A 19,675-nucleotide genomic window follows, 5' to 3' on the forward strand; every position below is an offset into this window, starting at 1 on the left:
GGACGGTCACCCGATGCCCCGATCGCTCGATCCACGGACGTAAACTGGCCTCATGGCAAAGGCGCAGGTGAGCAAAGAGGTCAAGGCCGAGAAGAAGAAGGCCCGTAAGGCCGCATCGAAGGAACGGCGCCAGCAGCTCTGGCAGGCCTTCCAGATGCAGCGCAAGGAAGACAAACGACTCATCCCCTACATGGTGGGTGTCATCGTCCTGTCGATCGCGGTCTTCACCGCTCTCGGATTCGTCCTCGGTTCGCCGTGGCTGCTGATCCCGCTCGGCGTGGTGCTGGGCATCCTCGGCGCCTTCATCCTCTTCGGCCGCCGCGTCCAGAAGAACGTGTACACCAAGGCCGAGGGACAGCCCGGCGCCGCCGGATGGGCACTGGGCAACATGCGCGGGCAATGGCGGGTCAAGCAGGCCGTGGCCGGCACCTCCCAGCTCGACGCCGTGCACCGTGTCATCGGCAAGCCGGGCATCATCCTGGTCGCCGAGGGCTCCCCGACCCGCATCAAGTCGCTGCTCGGCCAGGAGAAGAAGAAGGTCGCGCGGGTCGTCGGCGACACCCCGATCTACGAGATCATGGTCGGCAACGACGACGGCCAGGTCCCGCTGTCGAAGCTCGAGCGGCACCTCAACAAGCTGCCCAGCAACATCGACCGTAAGCGGATGGAGACCCTGGAGGGCCGGCTGTCCGCCCTCGGCAGCAAGGCCCCCGGCCCCGGCATGCCGAAGGGTCCCCTGCCCGCGAACGCCAAGATGCGCAGCATGCAGCGCACGGCGCGCCGCCGCGGCTGACGCTTCCGCCCACTCCGTCGACGGAGCGCCCGATCCCGTTGACTGTGCATCGATTTACGTCGACTGTGCACCGGGTTCGACGAGCGACGACCTACGACGAAACCCACCACCGATGGACTGGTCCCCGGAAGTTGGACTGGTAATTCGGTGGTGGGTTTCGTCGATGAGTGGCTTGTGCGCCGGATCGGGTGCTGCTCAGCGGGTCCGGACGAGCGCGGTGCCGGTTGCGCGGTCGTGCAGAGCGCGTCCGTTGTAGTCGTTGATCAGGGCCGGGACGAGGAAGATCATCAGCAGCTGGCGGAAGAAGGCCCGGACGATCCCGACCGCCGCCGGGCTCTGCTCGCCGGTCGCTTCGGCGGTGTTGCGCTCGACGCCGTAATCCACTCGCGCCACGCGCATCCCGATGACGAGCTGGCCCGGGGTGAACCCGAACAGCGTCACCGCGAAGATGCCCATGACGAACCACACGCCCATCTGCGCGGTGCCCAGATGCGGCGAGTTGAAGCCACCGAAGAACGCCATCGCGAGCCCGCCGGCGATCAGCCAGTCGACGAGCAGGCCGGCCACCCGCGGCCAGCCGGCGGCCAGCGACCCGGGACCGCTCTGCGGTAGGCCGAGATCCTGTCCCAGGTACTCGTTGTCCACGCCGTTCTCGGGACCGATCTGCGGTCCCGACAGCCAGGAACCCGTGACTCGTCCCATCGGTGATGACTCCTCTCACGCGACCGCGCAACCCCCTCGGTCCGCGTCGTCGCCGCACTGGAAACCATCGTAGTCGCTGGTTGTCGTGACCCGTCCCGCCCGTTGGCCCCTGCCGCTAGGGTTGGGATGCGCCGAGTGCGACGGCCCCCGATCACGCTGTGTAGCCAACACCACTGCGCGTGTAACACGGGGGAAACACGGACTTGACGCATGGGCAACTTCGCCTCCATACGGTTGCCGCTGAGATCCGCTGCTGTTTCTCAGTGGCGGATGTGGCGTGTCCCCATACACGGACCACCGATCACGAAGGAGTCACCGCACGGTGTACAGCAGTAAAGAAGAACTACTCGAGGGCATCAAGAAGGAAGGTGTCGAGTACGTCGACATCCGTTTCTGCGACCTGCCCGGTGTCATGCAGCACTTCTCGATCCCCGCGTCGGCCTTCGACGAGGACGTCTTCGAGGACGGGCTGGCGTTCGACGGATCGTCGGTGCGTGGCTTCCAGTCGATCAACGAGTCGGACATGATGCTGCTGCCCGACCCGGCCACCGCGCGGATCGATCCGTTCCGCAAGGCCAAGACGATGAACCTCAGCTTCTTCGTCCACGACCCGTTCACCCGCGAGGCCTACAGCCGCGACCCGCGCAACGTCGCCCGCAAGGCCGAGGACTACCTCGCCTCCACCGGCGTCGCCGACACCTGCTTCTTCGGTGCCGAGGCCGAGTTCTACATCTTCGACTCGGTGTCCTTCGGTTCCGAGATGAACGGCACCTTCTACGAGGTCGAGTCCGAGTCCGGCTGGTGGAACACCGCGTCGCCGACCGATCCCGACGGCAGCCCGAACCTCGGCTACAAGGTCCGCCCGAAGGGTGGGTACTTCCCCGTCGCACCGTACGACCACTACGTCGACCTGCGTGACGAGATGTCCACCAACCTGCAGAACTCGGGCTTCGAGCTCGAGCGCGGCCACCACGAGGTCGGCACCGCGGGCCAGGCGGAGATCAACTACAAGTTCAACACGCTGCTCCACGCAGCCGATGACGTGCAGCTGTTCAAGTACATCATCAAGAACACCGCATGGCAGAACGGCAAGTCGGTCACCTTCATGCCGAAGCCGCTCTTCGGCGACAACGGTTCGGGCATGCACGCCCACCAGTCGCTGTGGAAGGACGGCAAGCCGCTGTTCCACGACGAGGCCGGCTACGCGGGCCTGTCGGACCTGGCGCGCTACTACATCGGTGGCATCCTGCATCACGCACCGTCGCTGCTGGCGTTCACCAACCCGACCGTGAACTCCTACAAGCGTCTGGTGCCGGGCTACGAGGCCCCGATCAACCTGGTCTACAGCCAGCGCAATCGGTCGGCCTGTGTGCGTATCCCGATCACCGGCAACAACCCGAAGGCCAAGCGCCTCGAGTTCCGTTGCCCGGACAGCTCGGGCAACCCGTACCTGGCTTTCGCCGCGATGATGATGGCCGGCCTGGACGGCATCAAGAACAAGATCGAGCCGCACGAGCCCGTCGACAAGGACCTCTACGAGCTCCCGCCGGAAGAGGCCAAGAGCATCCCGCAGGCCCCGACCTCGCTGGCCGCGGTCATCGACCGTCTCGAAGAGGATCACGAATACCTCACCGCCGGTGGCGTGTTCACCGAGGACCTCATCGAGACCTGGATCGCGCTGAAGCGTGAGAACGAGATCGAGCCGGTGCAGATCCGTCCGCACCCGTACGAGTTCTCGCTGTACTACGACTGCTGAGCCCAGGCTCCGACGTCGACTCGGCCCGCTCCGCGATCGCTCTCCGATCGCCGAGCGGGCCGTTTCGTTGTCGGCCGACTCGACCATCAATCCGCGCGAGCAGCCGTGTCCGACCGTCCCGCCGTGCGACGATGAGCCGCATGGGCACACTGCTGACGTCCGACGAGTTCGAGATCCGCCTGCTGTTCGCGGAATCGGTCCCGGAGGTGATGCAGTTCGTCCGCGACATGGTCAGGCAACGCGAACCGATCGCCCTGGAACTCGAGGGATCGGCTCACCTCGTGAATCTGGCCAACGTCCGGCACTTCTCGCTGGTCGATCAGACGGCCGACGACGAGACGCTGGACTCGGACGACCGCACCACGGTCGTCCTGTCCATCGCCGAAGCCAGAGAGTAGCGACGCCACGCAGATCGCGCGTACGTCGCCGCGGGGCCGGCGGACCGTCAGTCGCCGGCGGCGATGATCACCTTGAGCGCGTGCTCGTCGGCCGCGTTGCCGAACGTGTCGTAGGCCTCGTCGAACTGGTCGAACGTGAACCGGTGGGTGATGAACTTCTCCGGGGAGATGTCGCCGCGTTCGATGCTCTCCAACAGTTCGGGTGCCGTGGTGGCATTCACCAGTCCCGTGGTGATCGTGAGGTTGTTGATCCAGTCCCGCTCGATCGGGAACGTCACGCTCTCGCCGTGTACGCCCACGTTGGCGACATGACCGCCGGGACGCACGGAGTCGAGCGCGACGCCGAACGTCGCGGGCACGCCGACCGCCTCGATCGCGACGTCCACACCGAGTCCGCCTCGGCTGAGTTCCTTGAGTTGCGCGACAACGTCGCCGCCTGCGTTGACGTCGATCGTGTCGGTCGCGCCGAAGTCCCGGGACTGTTCGAGCCGGAACTTGTTGCCGTCCACCGCGATCACCTTCGACGCTCCGGCGGCCGCCGCCGTCATCACGGCGGCCAGGCCCACCGGCCCGACCCCGACGACGGCGACGACGTCGCCCTGCCCGACGGCGCCGTAGCGCACCCCGATCTCGTATCCGGTCGGCAGGATGTCGCTGAGCATCGTCCCTTGCTCCGGCGTCACCTCCGCGGGTAGCGGGATGAGACCGTTGTCGGCAAACGGGACCCGGACGTACTCGGCCTGGGTGCCGTCGATGAGGTGACCGAAGATCCAGCCGATGCCACCCACCGTCTGGCAGTGCGACGTCAGACCCGCTCGGCAGAACTCGCACGTTCCGCACTTGCTCACGCAGGACACGATCACGCGATCCCCGACCCGAACCCGCTCGCAGCCCGGACCGACCTCGGTGACCACTCCGACGCCCTCATGCCCGAGGATCCGCCCCGGCGTGACCGCCGGTACGTCGCCCTTGAGGATGTGCAGATCGGTTCCGCAGATGGTGGTCACCTCCATCTTGACGATGGCGTCCGTCGGCTCCTGCAGAACGGGGCCCGGAACGTGTTCCCACGCCTTCTGCCCGGGACCGTGATACACGAGAGCTTTCATCGCCGACTCCTGATGTGTGCGGGTGTCGCGCGCAGAATAAGCACGATCGCCGTCGCGATCCGTCTCACATTGAGACTTGTCCGACGGGTCCCGGGCCCATCGGGGCGCCGATCATCTCGTCCCGCGTCGACGCCGGGTGTGGCTCACTTGATGGCGACGGGGTTGACCGGCGAGCCGGTCGCCTCGTGGATCTTCAACGGCGCCGCCACGTAGAAGAACGAGTACGCACCGTCCTCGGCACAGTCCGCCGCGAGCTTCTCGAGGTCACAGATCTCGGTGAACGCCACGCCGAGATTCCGCATGAGCGCGTTGTGCAACACCAGGACCGCGCCGTTGTTCGGGTCGGTGGTCACCTCGTTGGCCATCGTGTCGGTCACGAGATTGGGGATCTCCATCTCGTGGAACCACGCCACGAGCTCCGGGGAGTAGACGAGCCCCGACTCGCAGAAGCCTTGGTAGAAGTCATCGCCCTTGTCGTAGAACAGTTGCAGATGGTTCGTGCGGACCACCAGGATGTCGCGCGGCCGGATCGGGGTGCCCTGCTGCTCCGCACACGCGATCAGATCCTCGTGGGTGAAGGTTTCTTGTGGCTCGAGGTGGTCCTTGCCCCGGTGACGGGCCATGTCAAGGAGCACGGCTCGGCCGGCGACCCCGCGCTCGGCGATCGGGGCGACGCTGGCCTTGGACAGGCCGCCGACCGTCGTCTGGGCGTCGAAGCCGTTCCAGATCTTGCCGTCGTACCAGACGTGACCGAGCGCGTCGTACTGCGTCGACCCCTGCAGGGATGCGTAGAGCGTGTCGTCGGCGCAGTGCAGGCCGCCCGGGAATGCCGGCCCGTTTCCGTCTGCGTCCCAGTGTGATTCGTCGAGAACCATCTCGCGCACGGCAGGAGTACGACCCGGCCACAACGGATCGCCCGCGGGGTCCCCGATCAGACGCTGGAGGGTGAACACCTTGCCCTGCTTGATCTGCGCGGCTCCGGCCAGAACCTGCGCCGCGGTCAAGTAGTTGAGACTGCCGACCTCGTCATCGGGCCCCCACCTGCCCCAGTTGGTCGGCGCGTCGGCGAGCAGTTCGGTGAGCTCGGGAACACGGGCGTCAGAAGCTCGGGCGTCGGGCATGGATCACCTTTCTGAGGCGCGGAACGTTCGCCGGGTGAATGCTCACGATGATCAGCTCAGCTGAGAGCTCAATGCGACCTGATCAAACCGATCTCGGAACCGGTCCATCTCGATCCGTGAGTGGCCACCCTCGCATGTGATCCATACCACTTTTGGGACCTGTTACTCTACCGACCCACAAGGTACGACCGTAGTTTGGACCAATGACCCGTGATGTATATGTCGAAGATCTCGTACCCGGTGACCGCATCCGCCTGGAGGGCACCCCGCGAGTGGTTCGGACCACCAGTCGCGTCGACGACAACCAGCTGCGCATCGAACTCGTGAAGGGCCACGACGACCTGAGCGAGGTCGTCCTGGACCGCACCGTCAAGCTGCAGGTCAACTGACTCCTGATTCGACGATCCGACGTTCGGGCGGACCTATGGGTCAGGCCGCCCGGGCGCCGTCGAGATCGCCGAACACCGCCTGATTGTGGTCGAAGGCCGCGATGGCCTCGTCGACGAGCCGTTCGATCCCCTCGGCATCGAGCGGTAGCGCGTCCAGCCGGGCCCGGTAGGCGTCCTTGTAGCGCTTGAGCTTGTCGATCCCGTCGAACGAATAGAAGCTCAGCGCCGCGTCGTCGACCCCGTAATGCTCTCGCATGCGGTGGGCCACCACCTGGCCACCGCTGAGGTCGCCGAGATAGCGCGTGTAGTGATGAGCCACGTATCGCGCCGGGTCGGTGCGGGTGGATTCGATCGCCGCCACATAGCGCGCCACCGCCGGCAGCGGCGCCGCCGGCGACGGGTCGATGCCGAAGGAGGCGAGGTCGGCGCCGAGGCGTTGCAGGCGAAGCAGTTTCGGGTCCAGCACGGCATCGGCCACCGGGTCCCCCGCCAGGTCGGCACCGACACGCTCGAGCGCCTCGTAGACGAAGTACAACTGGACCGCCAGGCGCTGATACTCACCGGAGTCCAACCGGCCCGACATCAGATCGTCGATGAACGGCGCATGCTCGGCGCGTTCGTGCGCCACCGCGGTGGCCGAACGCAGACGTTCGGAGATACTCGGGCGGTCGTGTGGTCCGACGTTCTCGGGATCGGGCGTCATGATGCCACCAGTGTTACCACCAGAGTCCGGTGATCGGAACCCGGCAGGTAGTGGGTGTCCATCGACGTGGCCACGAAACCGCGCAGGATGACCCGGTCGATGGCGACCAGCGGCCGGTTGCCGAGTTGCTTGTCGGTGGGATAGCTCGGCAAAAACCCGGCACCGGCCATGTCGGTGCCGTCGACGAGCCCGTTGGTCAGCAGGCTGCGGTACTTCGCGTGATTCCAGGTGGAGTTGTAGTCCCCGATCGCGATGACCCGGCCGGGTGGGAGCTCGGCGAAATGTGCGGCGAGCGTGTCCATGTCGTCGTGCCAGTCCCAGTTGCGACCCCACAGCGGTGCCGCCGGGTGGATGGCCAGGACCTGGGTCCCGGCGGCGCCCGGCAGGTCGGTGCGGGCCTGCAGGTTGTGCAGCACCGTCCCCGGGATGTTGTATCGCTCGTCCAGCGGGCGCTTGCTGAACATCGCGGTGCCGGCCGCGTAGGTGTACGGGATCGCGAACTCGTGCGGCAGGGTCCGGCCGATCTCACTGCGCCGCAGACGTTCCAGCGCCTCGGGGGTGACCTCTTGAAGGGACACGAGGTCCGGGTCGGCGTCGGCGACGATCTTCTCGAGCACACCCAGGTCGCCCCCGCCGAAGAGGAGGTTGGCCGAGACGATGGTGAACCGCTCGCCGGACGGCGCCGCGTTGGCGATGACCAGCGGCACCTGGGTGTAGGCCAGACCGCCGACGGCGACGATCGCAATCGCCAGCATGAACCAGCGCCGCAGGACCGCGAAGACGACGATCGCGATCACTCCGGGGATCAACGCGAACTGCACGGCGCTGGTGAGGTACAGGGCGACGTCACCGCGGGACGGGTAAAAGTGCAGGAACACGCCCAGCACCACGACGGCGAGCATCGCCCACCCCAGGACGTACGCGGCCGCCCACAGAAATCTCGTCATCGCTCCCCCATGTGATCCGGTGTTCCCCCGCCGGAGTCAGCTGCGCCCTTCCGCGCCCGTCCGTTTCTCTCCGCGCTCAGGCCCCGAAGACCTTCAGCACCACGGCCTTGGCCCGGCGCGTCACCCGGAGATAATTCTCCAGGAACTCGTTGGCCTGGTCCTCCGGCCACCCCGCGGCAAACGCGATCTGGCGCAGTTGTGCACCCGGCCCGGGCAGTTGGTCGATCGGCTTGCCACGCACCAGGACCAGCGCGTTGCGCGCCTTCGTCGCGGTCGTCCAGGCGTCCTTCAACAGCGCGACGTCGTTCTCCGACAGCAACTCCGCCGCGCCGATGGCATCCAGTGAGTCCAGCGTCGACGTGTTGTGCAGGCTCCGATAGCGGTGCGCATACTTCAGCTGCAGGAGCTGCACCGTCCACTCGATGTCGGCGAGGCCACCGCGGCCGAGCTTGGTGTGGGTGGCCGGGTCGGCGCCGCGCGGCAGACGTTCGGCGTCCACGCGGGCCTTGATCCGGCGGATCTCCCGAACGGCGTCGTTGCTGACACCGCCGGCCGGATACCGCACGTGGTCGATCATGTGCAGGAAGTCGATGCCGAGGGCCTCGTCGCCCGCGACCTGATGCGCCCGGAGCAGCGCCTGCACCTCCCACGGTTGCGCCCATTGCGCGTAGTAGGCGGCGTAGGACGCGAGAGTCCGCACGATCGGACCGTTCCGACCCTCGGGGCGCAGCCCCGTGTCGACCTCGAGCGGCGGATCCGCGCTCGGGCTCCCCAGCATCGACCGCACGTTCTCGGCGATCGTCTGCGCCCACTTGAGCGCCTCGGACTCCTCGGCGTCCCGATCGGGCTGACACACGAACATCACGTCGGCGTCGGATCCGTAACCCAGCTCGCCACCGCCGAGCCGACCCATGCCGATCACCGCGATGCGCGCCGGCGCCCGGCTCCCCCGTTCGCGCTCGGAGATGTTGATCGCGACGGTGAGCGCTGCGTTCAGGACCGCCGCCCACACACTGGACAGCGCCTTGCAGACGGCCGGTACGTCCAGCAGTCCCAGCACGTCGGCGGAGGCGATGCGGACCAGCTCGGCCCGACGATGCGAACGGGCCACGGCCACCGCGCGTTTCATGTCCTGCTGGCGGACGGTCGAGGCGACGAGGCCCTTGGCGACGTCCTCGGGGCGCACGTTGCACAGCTTGGGCCCGTCCGGCCCGTCGGAGTACTGGTGGATCACCTCGGGCGATCGCATCAGCATGTTCGCGATGTACTCCGACGTCCCGAGTACCTTCATCAGTCGCGCCGCCACCACGCCGTCGTCGCGCAGCAGTCGCAGGAACCAGTCGGTGTCTTCCATCACGTCGCACAGCCGGCGGTAGTTCAGCAGACCGGCATCGGGATCCGGCGTGTCCCCGATGTGTTCGAGCAACTGCGGCAGGATGAGCAGCTGGATCTGACCGCGGCGTCCCGGCGCGTTCGACAGCGCGCGGATATGACTCAGTGCCCGATCGGGTTTCGCGTAACCCAGTGCGGCCAGCCGCCTCTCGGCGGAGGTGTCGGTCAGGGTCAGCTCGTCGGTCTTGAAGCGCGTGACCGCCTCGAGCAGCGGGCGGTAGAACAGCTTTTGGTGCAGCCGCCGGACCCGCAGGCTCTGATGGCGGATCTGTTCGCGCAGCACCCCCGTCGCGTCGAGCTCGCCCTCTCGCCGGATGTGTGCGGCGCGGGCGAGCCAGCGCAGCGCCTCGTGGTCGTCGGGCTGCGGCAACAGATGCGTCCGGGACATGCGCTGCAGCTGCAGCCGATGTTCGAGGAGACGCAAGAACTGGTACGACGCACTGAGATTCGCGGCGTCGTCGCGTCCGACGTAACCGCCTGCGGTGAGCGCGGCCAGCGCATCGACGGTCGGCATCACGCGCAGGTTCTCGTCCACCCGGCCGTGCACCATCTGCAGCAGCTGGACCGCGAACTCGACGTCGCGCAGACTGCCGCGCCCGAGTTTGAGGTTGCGCTCGCGCTCGTCCTCGGGGAGCAGGGATTCGACGCGGCGTCGCATCTTCTGCACCTCGGGCACGAAGTCGGGCCGCTCGGCCGCCTTCCACACCATCGGTTTGACCGCGGCGATGTAGTCGTCGGCGAGTTGCATGTCGCCGGTCATCGCCCGGGCTTTGAGCAGTGCCTGGAACTCCCAGGTCTTGGCCCACCGTTCGTAGTAGGCCACATGCGATTCCAGGGTTCGAGTCAGCGCGCCGGACTTCCCCTCGGGACGTAGCGCGGCATCGACCTCGAAGAACGCGAGCGAACCGATGCGCATCATCTCGCCCGCGATCCGCGCCGCGGTACCGTCGGCCGGGTCACTGACGAAGATGACGTCGACGTCGCTGACGTAGTTCAGTTCGCGCGCACCGCATTTGCCCATCGCGACGACGGCGAGCCGGACCGGGATCGGATCGTCCCCGCAGACCTCGGCGAAGGCGACGGCCAGCGCCGCGGTCAGGGCGGCGTCGGCGCAGTCGGACAGGTAGGCACCCACCTCGGGCAACCACATCACCGGTTCGTCCTCGACGGTCGAGGCGACGTCGTGGGCCGCGAGTTGCAGGATCAGGTTGCGGTAGGCCAGGCGGAGTGCGATGACGGCCTTCGGGCCGGTGAGCGCCGACCGGTACACCCGGTTGCCCTTCTCGACCTCGCCCGGAACGGGCTCGGCACCGACGGAGGCGAGCATCAGACGGTCGACCTCGGCACGGTCGGGCAACTCGTCGGCGAGCAGGAGCCGCCAGCTCGACGGTTCGGCGACCAGGTGATCGGCGAGCGCGTCCGACGAGCCGATGACCGCGAACAGGCGCCCACGGAATGCGCGCTCCGTGCGCACCAGGCCGTCGATCTCGGACCACTCGTCGCCGACGGCGCTGCGCAACCGCACGAGCGTACGGAGGGCCAGGTCGGCGTCGGGAGACCGCGACAGGGCCCACAACACGTCGACCGACTCCGGCGTGTTCCACCCGAGATCGGCGAGGTTCCGGGGTGCGGAGTCGTCGAGCAGACCCAGCCGGCCCGCGCTGGGGACGGTGCTGCGTCCGGCTCGCCCCGGGGGTCCCGATCGTGTTGTCACATTACAAAAGTAGCGACCGGATCCGATCGGCACGACATCGCGGTCCCGGACCGGGCAAGGCAGCCCTTACAGCGGCAGGTAGTTCTGCAGCTCGAACGGGGTCACGAGGCTGCGGTAGTTCGTCCATTCCGTCCACTTGTTGCGCAGGAAGTAGTCGAACACGTGCTCGCCGAGGGCCTCGGCGACCAGCTCCGAGTTCTCCATCTCCTTCAGCGCGTCGGCGAGGCTGCCGGGGAGTTCCTTGTAACCCATCGCGCGACGCTCGGCCGAGGTGAGTGCCCAGACGTCGTCCTCGGCCTCGTCGGGCAGCTCGTAGTCCTCGTTGATGCCCTTGAGCCCGGCGGCCAGCAGCACCGCGAAGGTCAGGTACGGATTGCAGGCGGAGTCCGGGCTGCGGACCTCGATGCGGCGTGACGACGCCTTGTTCGGCGTGTAGAGCGGGAGGCGGATCAGCGCCGAGCGGTTGGCGCCGCCCCAGGTGGCCGCGGTCGGCGCCTCGCCACCGTGGATGAGCCGCTTGTAGCTGTTCACCCACTGGTTGGTGACCGCGCTGATCTCCGAGGCGTGATGCAGGATGCCGGCGATGAACTTCTTCCCGGTGGCCGAGAGCTGCATCGGGTCGTCGGGGTTGTGGAAGGCGTTGAGGTCGCCCTCGAACAGGCTGAGGTGGGTGTGCATCGCCGAACCGGGGTGCTCGCTGAACGGCTTGGGCATGAACGTCGCCCACACGCCTTCGTTGATCGCCACCTCCTTGATGAGGTAGCGGAACGTCATCACGTTGTCGGCCATCGACAGCGCGTCGGCGTAGCGCAGGTCGATCTCCTGCTGACCGGGCGCACCCTCGTGATGGGAAAACTCGACCGAGATGCCCATCGACTCCAGGGCCTCGATCGCATGCCGCCGGAAGTTGGGCGCGGCGTCGTGGACGGCCTGGTCGAAGTACCCCCCGGAGTCCGCCGGAGTCGGCACCGACCCGTCCAGGGGCGCTTCCTTGAGGAGGAAGAACTCGATCTCGGGGTGGACGTAGCAGCTGAAGCCGAGGTCGGCGGCCTTGTTGAGCTGCCGGCGCAGCACATGCCGTGAGTCGGCCCAACTGGGAGTGCCGTCGGGCATCGCGATGTCGCAGAACATGCGTGCGGAATGGTGCCGACCGGCCGAGGTTGTCCACGGCAGCACCTGGAAGGTCGACGGATCAGGCTTGGCCACGGTGTCGGCTTCCGAGACCCGGGAGAATCCCTCGATGGACGAGCCGTCGAAGCCGATACCCTCGGCGAACGCGCCCTCGAGTTCGGCCGGGGCGATCGCCACGGACTTCAGATAACCGAGGACGTCGGTGAACCACAGTCGGACGAAGCGGATGTCGCGCTCCTCGAGGGTCCGCAGCACGAATTCCTTTTGGCGATCCATGGTCGCCGACATTAGAAGTACGCTGTTAAATCCGTGTTACACGCGCAATTCCAACTCGATGTGCTGCAGTTTTACGGACTCAATCCCACATCGTGAGACGTCCGACCAGTAGCTGGGACGCGGGGCCGGGCACGAAATCCCAAGTGAACTGCCGACAGAGTCGCACACGGCGCTCTCGACCCCGTCCGCGCGTGTGACCAATCGCATAAACATGGCAGGTCACAACAGGTCGTCCTAGTGAAACAATGGCCTACGTCCGTGTTCAACCCGGGTACCCGCCGCGCCTCTCCGGCCAGTCGGGACTCGAGGCAGAAAAGAGACAACGATGTCCGATTCCTCGGTTTACGGCGCGTCCGCCCCCGCCCAGTCCGCCAAGCGACGCGTGACCCGCATCCACCATCTCGCGCAGATGAAGGCCGAGGGTGAGAAGTGGTCGATGCTCACCGCATACGACTACTCCTCCGCCCGCATCTTCGACGCCGCCGAGATCCCCGTCCTGCTCGTCGGCGACTCCGCCGCCAACGTCGTCCTGGGCTACGACACCACCATCCCGGTCACCGTCGACGAGATGATCCCGCTCATCCGCGCCGTCGTACGCGGCGCACCGCATGCACTCGTCGTAGCCGACATGCCGTTCGGCAGCTACGAGATCGGCCCGCAGCACGCCCTCGAGAACGCATTCCGGATCTTCAAGGAGACCGGTGCGCACGCGGTGAAACTCGAAGGCGGTGAACGCGTCGCCCCGCAGATCGCGGCGCTGACCGCGGCCGGCATCCCGGTCATGGCCCACATCGGGTTCACCCCGCAGAGCGTCAACGGGCTCGGCGGCTTCCGTGTCCAGGGCCGCGGGGACGGCGCCGATCAGCTCGTCGCCGACGCCATCGCCGTCCAGGAGGCGGGCGCCTTCGCCGTGGTGATGGAGATGGTGCCGGCCGATCTCGCCGGTCAGATCACCCGCAAGCTGACCATCCCGACCGTCGGCATCGGCGCGGGCAACGAGACCGACGCGCAGGTCCTCGTGTGGCAGGACATGGCCGGACTCACCCACGGCAAGACCGCGAAGTTCGTCAAGCGCTTCGCCGATGTCGGAGGCGAATTACGCTCGGCCGCCGAGCAATACGCCGACGAGGTGCGCCGCGGAGTGTTCCCCGGCCCCGAACACAGCTACTGAGAGCCCGGACGTCAGCACTACGCTGACGTCCATGCGGAACTTCTACCCGGAGATCGAGCCCTACGCCTCCGGCCATCTCGACGGCGGCGACGGCCAGCAGATCTACTGGGAGACCTCCGGCAACCCGGACGGCAAACCCGCCGTGTTCGTGCACGGCGGGCCCGGGGGCGGGACGTCCCCGGCGCAGCGCCGGTTCTTCGACCCGGCGAAGTACCGGATCGTCCTGTTCGACCAGCGCGGCTGCGGACAGTCCCGGCCCCACATCGCCGACGGCGCGGACCTCACCGTCAACACGACACCCCATCTCATCGCCGACATGGAGCGCCTCCGTACTCATCTCGGGATCGAACGCTGGCAGATCTTCGGCGGTTCCTGGGGTTCGACACTCGGTCTGGCCTACGCGCAAGCCCATCCCGACCGGGTCACCGAACTCGTGCTGCGCGGCATCTTCCTGCTGCGGCGCAGCGAGATCGACTGGTACTACAACGGCGGGGCCGCCCACATCTACCCCGACCTGTGGGAGAGCTACCTCGAGCCCATCCCCGTCGACGAACGCGACGGCGACCTCGTCGCGGCCTATCACCGCCTGCTCACCTCCGGGGACGCCGCGACGGCCCGCGCCGCCGCCCGCGCCTGGACGGGTTGGGAGCAGGCGACCAGCTATCTCCTCCCCCGCCCCGACGAGGAGTCGGACGGTTCCTCGACGGACGACCCCCAGAAAAAGGACACCGACCGCTTCGACCTCGCCTTCGCATCGATCGAGAACCACTACTTCGTCAATCACGGATTCCTGCGCGACGGTCAGCTCCTCGACGAGATCGACACGATCGCCTCCATCCCCGGCGTGATCGTGCAGGGCCGCTACGACGTCGTGTGCCCGATGCGCAGCGCCTGGGACCTGCACCGCGCCTGGCCGGCTGCCGATCTCCGCATCGTCGCCGACGCCGGGCACGCGTCGTACGAGCCGGGTATCAGACATCACCTGATCGAGGCCACGGACCGGTTCGCGCGGTAGCCGACGCCAGTACTCCGCACGCACCACTAAGCTCGACGGACAGCCGTCGAGAAACCAGGAGGAACAGGTGGCCGCATCCGAGCAGGTCGAGGTGGAGCTGAAGTTCGACGTGGACGCCGGACACGTGGCCCCCGACCTGCGGGTGCTGCCCGGCGTCGTCTCGGCGACGACCCCGGAGACGTTCTCACTCGACGCCACCTACTTCGACACCGAGAACCTCGACCTCGCCGGCAACAAGATCACCATGCGGCGGCGTACCGGCGGAAGCGACCAGGGCTGGCACCTCAAGCGCCCCACGGGCATTCCGGGAACCCGGCGAGAGCTGCACGTGGGCTTCGACGAGGCTCCCGCGGACGGCGACGTCCCCGCCGCACTGTCGACACCGGTCCTGGCCCACATCCGCGAACGCACCCTGATGCCGGTCGCCGTCATCTCCACGACGCGCACCGTGACCCGGTTGCTCGGCGCCGACGACGAGCCGCTCGCCGAACTCGCCGAGGACCTCGTCACCGCCCAGTCGCTCCTGCCCGGCGGTCACAGCCAGCAGTGGGCGGAGTGGGAGTTCGAGCTCCTCGCCGGTGGCACGCCGAAGCTCCTGAAGGCCGCCGACAAGGCGCTGCGTGCCGGGGGCGGCCGCGAGGCGTCGAGCGCGTCGAAACTCGCCCGTGCGATCGGCGCCACCCCGACCGTGCACGAACCGCGCCTGTCCAAGCGGCCCACCGCACTCGAACTCGTCGTCACCGACATTGCGCTGCATCGCAATTCGCTGGTCGACTACGATCCGCTGGTGCGCGTCGACGCCCCCGACGCGGTGCACCAGATGCGCGTGGCGTGCCGCCGCCTGCGCAGCGTGTTGTCGGGCTTCCCCACCGTCCTCGACGCCGAGCGCACCGCCCACATCGGCGCCGAGTTGAAGCTGCTCGCCCAGATCCTCGGCGACGCACGCGATTCAGAGGTGCAGCTCGAGTTGAGCGAATCACTGCTGCGTGGCGAGAACGCCTCGCCGGAGCTGCTCGCCGAGCTCGCCGGCACCGAGGTCACCGCGCACGACCGCGCCCTGCGAGCGGCGCACGCCGCGATGTCATCGAAGCGGTACTTCGCCCTGCTCGACAGCATCGACGGCCTGATCGCGTCGCCCCCGCCGGGCCCCGACGCCGACATCCCGGCCACCACGGTCGTCGACAAGGCGATCGCCCGCAGCCGCAAGCACATCCACCGCGCACAGGCTCGTCTCGCCGGCTTCGCCGAGGGTTCCGGCGAGTGGGAAGAGCAGCTGCACACCATCCGCAAGCGCGCCAAGCGGCTGCGCTACAGCATCGACGCGACCGAACCGCTCGGGAAGAAGAAGTATCGCGAGGTCGGCGTGGCGGCCAAGAAGATCCAGTCCGCGCTGGGCGATTTCAACGACACCCGGATCAACCGGACGCGACTCGCACAGATCGCCTCGGCCGGCACCCTCGGCGGCCCCGACATGTTCGTACTCGGCCGGATCGACGCCCGGCTCGAGGCCGACGGGCACCGCGCGATCGCCGCGTACCGCCGAGTCGCCAAGGAACTCTGACCAACCGGCCGCTGGTTGAGCCGGCACCGAGCGGAGCGGGCCGCCCCCCTGCTGGTTGAGCCGGCACCGAGCGGAGCGAGGCGCCGAGTCGAAGCCACTCCGCCACCACCGCTCACACCTCGCGGAACTCCACCGTCCGGGTCACTTCGTCGGCTTTGGTGAGTTCGACGGCCACGCGGTCGCCGGGGCGTAGATCACCCGCGCAGCGCGCGATCACCGGCGGATCGGACAGGAAAATCTGCGCCTGCCTGCGCTCGGTCGCGCCCGACATCACGACCGCGTCGAACCGCTCACCCACCCGCTCACGCAAGATGACGGCTTCCGCCAGGTCGATGCTCGCGCGATCCGCGGTGGCGCCGAGAGTGTCGGCCGACCGCAGGATCTTGGGCAGCGTCGGCAACGCGCGGTGCACCCAGTCCGGTACCGGCGTACCGGATGCGATCGCCAGACACACTTCGGTGGCGAACCGGTCCCCGAGCCGCCGCAGCGGTGCGGTGACATGGGCATAGAGCCCACCGATCGCCGAATGCCGCATCAGCGCGTCATCGACGGGCTCGTCGGGTCCGGTGAGGGCGAGGTAGTTGGCACCCCGCATGAGCCCGGCCGCGGCCGATTGCAGGGCGAGCGTGCTCGGCTCGCCACCCGGTAGCCCCGCCAGGAACCGGCCCACCGGCAAGCCGGCCGGCCACTGAACCCCGAGGGCCCGGGCAGCGGCACGCAGATCCTCGATCGCGTCCTCCTCGGCCGGCGGCAGGGTGCGCAGCAGCCCGACACCGGCCTCGGCCATGATCGTGCCCGCGCACATCCCGGCCAGCAGCGACACCTGCGAGTTCCACATGTCGGCGGGTGTGTGTGCCTCGAGATCAAGACGCCACCCGTCGGCCGTGCGGACGACCGTCTGGTCGGGCAGGTCGAGTTCGACCGCGCCCCGCGCCAGCGCGACCTCGCGTCGCAGTTCGCCGAATGCAGGCAGGGCGGCGATGGCGGGATGCAGCCGGCCGGCGGCGGCATCGGCCGAGACTCCGGCGTAGTCGAGGCGCGCGACCGAGGCGATGCGGGACCGCCGCACCCGGACATCGGTCACCGATCCGTCGCCGGCCACCCGGATGGTCCACAGCACACACAGTCTGACCTGCTCCGGCAGAAGGGAACCCGCGCCCTCGGACAGTGCGCGAGGGTGCAACGGGACCGACCCGTCCGGGAAGTACACGGTCGCGCCGCGTCGCCGGCTCTCCTGGTCGAGAGCACCTTCGGGGGTGATCAGGGCCGCGACATCGGCGATCGCGTAGTCGACGACGAACCCGTCGCCGTCGGCGGTGAGGTGCACCGCCTGGTCGAGATCCCGGGACGTCGGCGGGTCGATCGTGACGAAGGGGACGCCGGTGTGGTCCTCGCGGACGTCGGCGTACCGGTCGGCACCCGGAGCGCCGGAGTCGATCATCTGCGCGGTGGCCCGGGCTTCGGCGAGGGCATCGTCGCCGTACTCCTCGTCGACGCCCAGTTCGGTGCGTATACCGGCGAAGTCGATGTCGGGGGCGGAGAGGATGCGCTTCACTCCCCCAACCCTAGAGAAGAGTGAGGCGAACGAGTCGGCACGTAAGCCGGATCCTGTTCCCGCACGGTCGTGAGACCGCGTGGGCGGCGACCATCCATCTGGGCACACCGTCGCCGGGTACCTCGAGCGGCCCACCCGCGGGCTGGGGCGAGCAGCCCTCGTGACGCCCGCGCACACGCACCGTGAGGTGCGTGCTTCGGCCTTGCTCCGGGTGGGGTTTACCGAGCCGGCACGGTCACCCGTGCCGCTGGTGCGCTCTTACCGCACCGTTTCACCCTTACCGACCTCGCGGCCGGCGGTCTGTTCTCTGTGGCACTGTCCCGCGGGTCACCCCGGGTTGCCGTTGACAACCACCCTGCTCTGCGGAGTCCGGACTTTCCTCGATGCGCGGCGTGACGGGAGACCGCCCGTTCCGCGCACCGCGGCCGCCCGGCCGACTCGTTCGCGCACCCAGGATACGGCAGGCGTTGTGCGGACCCTCGACGGCGGCGTCAGACGCGCCAGTGCGCGGCGTCGTTGACGAGCCGCACAACGGAGCCGCCGTCGTCGAAGTACTCGGCGATCGACACCGACGCGAGGTCGAGGTGCAGCCGGAACAGCAGTTCGGGTCCGACGCCGAGCGCGTCCTGCAGCAGCGTCTTGATGGGCGTTACATGCGAGACCAGCACCACGGTCTGACCCGGATACCTCTGCAGCAGTTCGGCTTTCGTCCGCGAAATACGTTCGGCGACCTGCGCGAAGCTCTCCCCGCCGGGCGCGGGCACGGTGATGTCGGACAGCCACGCGCGGTGCAGATCCGGGTCGCGCTGCGACGCCTCGGTGAACGTCAGACCCTCCCAGTCACCGAAGTCGTTCTCGATCAGCCCGGGATGTTCGACGACGTCGATCCCGGTCAGCACTGCGACCTCCTCGGCCGTCGATCGTGCACGCCGCAGCGGCGAGGTCACGATCGCGGCGATCCCCTCCTCGCGCACCACGCGCGCGGCGGCGGCGCGGGCCTGGCGTCGACCCTCGTCGGTGAGGTCCGGGTTGCCTCGCCCGGAGTAGCGCCGCTCCATCGACAGCGGCGTCTGGCCGTGCCGGAGCAGGATGAACCGGGTCGGATCGCTGCGCCGACCCTGCCACGACGGCGCCTTGGTCGCCGAATCTCCCTCGGGGACAGACTCTTCGGCCGTCGCGGTCACGAATCTAAATCCCGGACTCGGCGGTGCGCACGAGGATCGCGCCGCACTCTTCGCACCGGATCACCTCGTCGGACTGTGCCGCGGCGATGGTGGCGATGGTCCCGCGGTCGAGTTCCATCCGGCAGGCACCGCATCGGCGTGCACGCAGCAGGCCGGCGCCGATGCGGCCGCCGGCGCGTTGCTTGTCGTACATCGCGAGCAGCGGCGCATCGATCTCGGCTTCGAGGGTCTCGCGGCGCTCCCGCGCGCGCGACAGGTCCTCGTCGATGGCCACTAGGGACTTGTCGCGCCGGACCTGCGCTTCGGCGACCTTCTCCTCGAGGTGGCTGATGGTCGCCGCGGCACGGGTGCGTTCGGATTCGACGGCCTCCTGCTGCTCCATCAGCGACAGCATCTCGTCTTCGAGCACCGCTCGCCGGCGACCCAGGCCCGCGAGTTCGTGTTGCAACTCCGACAACGCTTTCGGCGCCAGGCCACCGGCGGTCAACAGGGCCGAGTCCTTGGCCTCACGGTTGGCCATACCGGTCACCTCGGAGTCGATCCGGCGGTACTCGCGTCCGAGGTCCTCGGCGGCGATCTCCGCGCGCACCAGATCGTCACGGGCGGCATCGATCGCGGAGTTGTGTTCGGCGATCTCGGCGTCCTCCGGCAGGGTCTTGCGGCGATGGACGAGACGATTGATCTCGGCATCGGAGTCCGCGAGATCGAGCAGCAGTCGCTGCACGGCGGCGTCGACTTTCATTGCGGTCTCCTCTTCGGCG

General features: G+C 68.0%; 17 protein-coding genes and 1 other RNA gene. 7 read left to right on the forward strand and 11 right to left on the reverse strand.

All coding sequences use genetic code 11. The features are described from left to right. Positions 1-52: 52 nt before the first annotated feature. Positions 53-793: a DUF4191 domain-containing protein gene (locus GR168_RS14790; RefSeq protein ID WP_058253111.1), complete on the forward strand. Its 741-nt coding sequence runs from the start codon at positions 53-55 to the stop codon at positions 791-793. A 195-nt stretch (positions 794-988) separates the two neighbouring features. On the opposite strand, the gene GR168_RS14795 is transcribed toward GR168_RS14790, so the two are convergent. Continuing rightward, the gene (locus GR168_RS14795; protein WP_159371068.1) at positions 989-1,495 is read right to left on the reverse strand and encodes an RDD family protein; all 507 of its coding nucleotides are present in this window, start codon (positions 1,493-1,495) and stop codon (positions 989-991) included. Positions 1,496-1,817: 322 nt separating this feature from the next. On the opposite strand from GR168_RS14795, the gene glnA (GR168_RS14800) reads away from it, so the two are divergent. Together glnA (GR168_RS14800) and GR168_RS14805 are read left to right on the forward strand one after the other, a co-directional pair. Continuing rightward, positions 1,818-3,251 carry a type I glutamate--ammonia ligase gene (glnA, locus tag GR168_RS14800; protein WP_010841141.1) on the forward strand — a complete coding sequence of 478 codons (1,434 nt, stop codon included), beginning with the start codon at positions 1,818-1,820 and terminating at the stop codon, positions 3,249-3,251. Positions 3,252-3,391: 140 nt separating this feature from the next. Beyond that, positions 3,392-3,649 carry a hypothetical protein gene (locus GR168_RS14805; RefSeq protein WP_065630060.1) on the forward strand — a complete coding sequence of 86 codons (258 nt, stop codon included), beginning with the start codon at positions 3,392-3,394 and terminating at the stop codon, positions 3,647-3,649. A 47-nt stretch (positions 3,650-3,696) separates the two neighbouring features. Here GR168_RS14805 and GR168_RS14810 read toward each other — a convergent pair whose 3' ends face one another. Next, complete coding sequence (locus GR168_RS14810; RefSeq protein WP_159371069.1) at positions 3,697-4,755, reverse strand: alcohol dehydrogenase catalytic domain-containing protein; 1,059 nt, start codon at positions 4,753-4,755, stop codon at positions 3,697-3,699. Positions 4,756-4,898: 143 nt separating this feature from the next. Beyond that, on the reverse strand, positions 4,899-5,876 hold the full coding sequence (locus tag GR168_RS14815) for a cyclase family protein (protein WP_159371070.1): 978 nt from the start codon (positions 5,874-5,876) through the stop codon (positions 4,899-4,901). A 203-nt stretch (positions 5,877-6,079) separates the two neighbouring features. Between GR168_RS14815 and GR168_RS14820 the strand changes: the two genes are divergently transcribed. Then, positions 6,080-6,265, forward strand: coding sequence for a hypothetical protein (locus GR168_RS14820; protein WP_058253116.1), 186 nt, complete (start codon positions 6,080-6,082; stop codon positions 6,263-6,265). A gap of 40 nt (positions 6,266-6,305) precedes the next feature. Here GR168_RS14820 and GR168_RS14825 read toward each other — a convergent pair whose 3' ends face one another. From GR168_RS14825 to glnA (GR168_RS14840), 4 genes are all read right to left on the reverse strand, one after another. After that, the gene (locus tag GR168_RS14825) at positions 6,306-6,968 is read right to left on the reverse strand and encodes a biliverdin-producing heme oxygenase (protein WP_159371071.1); all 663 of its coding nucleotides are present in this window, start codon (positions 6,966-6,968) and stop codon (positions 6,306-6,308) included. Further along, positions 6,965-7,915 carry an endonuclease/exonuclease/phosphatase family protein gene (locus tag GR168_RS14830; RefSeq protein ID WP_159371072.1) on the reverse strand — a complete coding sequence of 317 codons (951 nt, stop codon included), beginning with the start codon at positions 7,913-7,915 and terminating at the stop codon, positions 6,965-6,967. Before GR168_RS14830 ends, GR168_RS14825 begins: the two co-directional genes overlap by 4 nt. A 76-nt stretch (positions 7,916-7,991) precedes the next feature. Further along, positions 7,992-11,021 (reverse strand): bifunctional [glutamine synthetase] adenylyltransferase/[glutamine synthetase]-adenylyl-L-tyrosine phosphorylase, encoded by a 3,030-nt coding sequence (locus GR168_RS14835; protein ID WP_159371073.1) that lies wholly within the window; start codon positions 11,019-11,021, stop codon positions 7,992-7,994. A 66-nt stretch (positions 11,022-11,087) separates the two neighbouring features. Beyond that, positions 11,088-12,428, reverse strand: a complete 1,341-nt coding sequence (glnA, locus tag GR168_RS14840; protein ID WP_065630066.1) for a type I glutamate--ammonia ligase — start codon at positions 12,426-12,428, stop codon at positions 11,088-11,090. 325 nt (positions 12,429-12,753) lie between these two features. Here glnA (GR168_RS14840) and panB point away from each other — a divergent pair, with 325 nt between their 5' ends. From panB to GR168_RS14855, 3 genes are all read left to right on the forward strand, one after another. Next, positions 12,754-13,599 (forward strand): 3-methyl-2-oxobutanoate hydroxymethyltransferase, encoded by an 846-nt coding sequence (gene panB, locus GR168_RS14845; RefSeq protein WP_058253120.1) that lies wholly within the window; start codon positions 12,754-12,756, stop codon positions 13,597-13,599. Between the two features lie 31 nt (positions 13,600-13,630). After that, positions 13,631-14,614 (forward strand): prolyl aminopeptidase, encoded by a 984-nt coding sequence (pip, locus tag GR168_RS14850; RefSeq protein ID WP_159371074.1) that lies wholly within the window; start codon positions 13,631-13,633, stop codon positions 14,612-14,614. 67 nt (positions 14,615-14,681) lie between these two features. Then, entirely contained in the window at positions 14,682-16,175 is a 1,494-nt protein-coding gene (locus tag GR168_RS14855; protein WP_159371075.1) for a CYTH and CHAD domain-containing protein, read from the forward strand. A gap of 112 nt (positions 16,176-16,287) precedes the next feature. Here GR168_RS14855 and GR168_RS14860 read toward each other — a convergent pair whose 3' ends face one another. The 4 genes from GR168_RS14860 to GR168_RS14875 form a co-directional block, all read right to left on the reverse strand. Then, positions 16,288-17,730, reverse strand: a complete 1,443-nt coding sequence (locus GR168_RS14860) for an RNB domain-containing ribonuclease (protein ID WP_159371076.1) — start codon at positions 17,728-17,730, stop codon at positions 16,288-16,290. Between the two features lie 26 nt (positions 17,731-17,756). Then, positions 17,757-18,171, reverse strand: an RNA gene (gene rnpB, locus GR168_RS14865) — RNase P RNA component class A. 50 nt (positions 18,172-18,221) lie between these two features. Further along, positions 18,222-18,914, reverse strand: a complete 693-nt coding sequence (locus tag GR168_RS14870; protein WP_159371077.1) for a histidine phosphatase family protein — start codon at positions 18,912-18,914, stop codon at positions 18,222-18,224. A gap of 4 nt (positions 18,915-18,918) precedes the next feature. Then, positions 18,919-19,656: a C4-type zinc ribbon domain-containing protein gene (locus GR168_RS14875; protein ID WP_159371078.1), complete on the reverse strand. Its 738-nt coding sequence runs from the start codon at positions 19,654-19,656 to the stop codon at positions 18,919-18,921. Positions 19,657-19,675 lie beyond the last annotated feature (19 nt).

The sequence above is a fragment of the Gordonia sp. JH63 genome (assembly GCF_009856645.1).
GTDB classification, from domain to species: Bacteria; Actinomycetota; Actinomycetes; order Mycobacteriales; family Mycobacteriaceae; genus Gordonia; species Gordonia hongkongensis.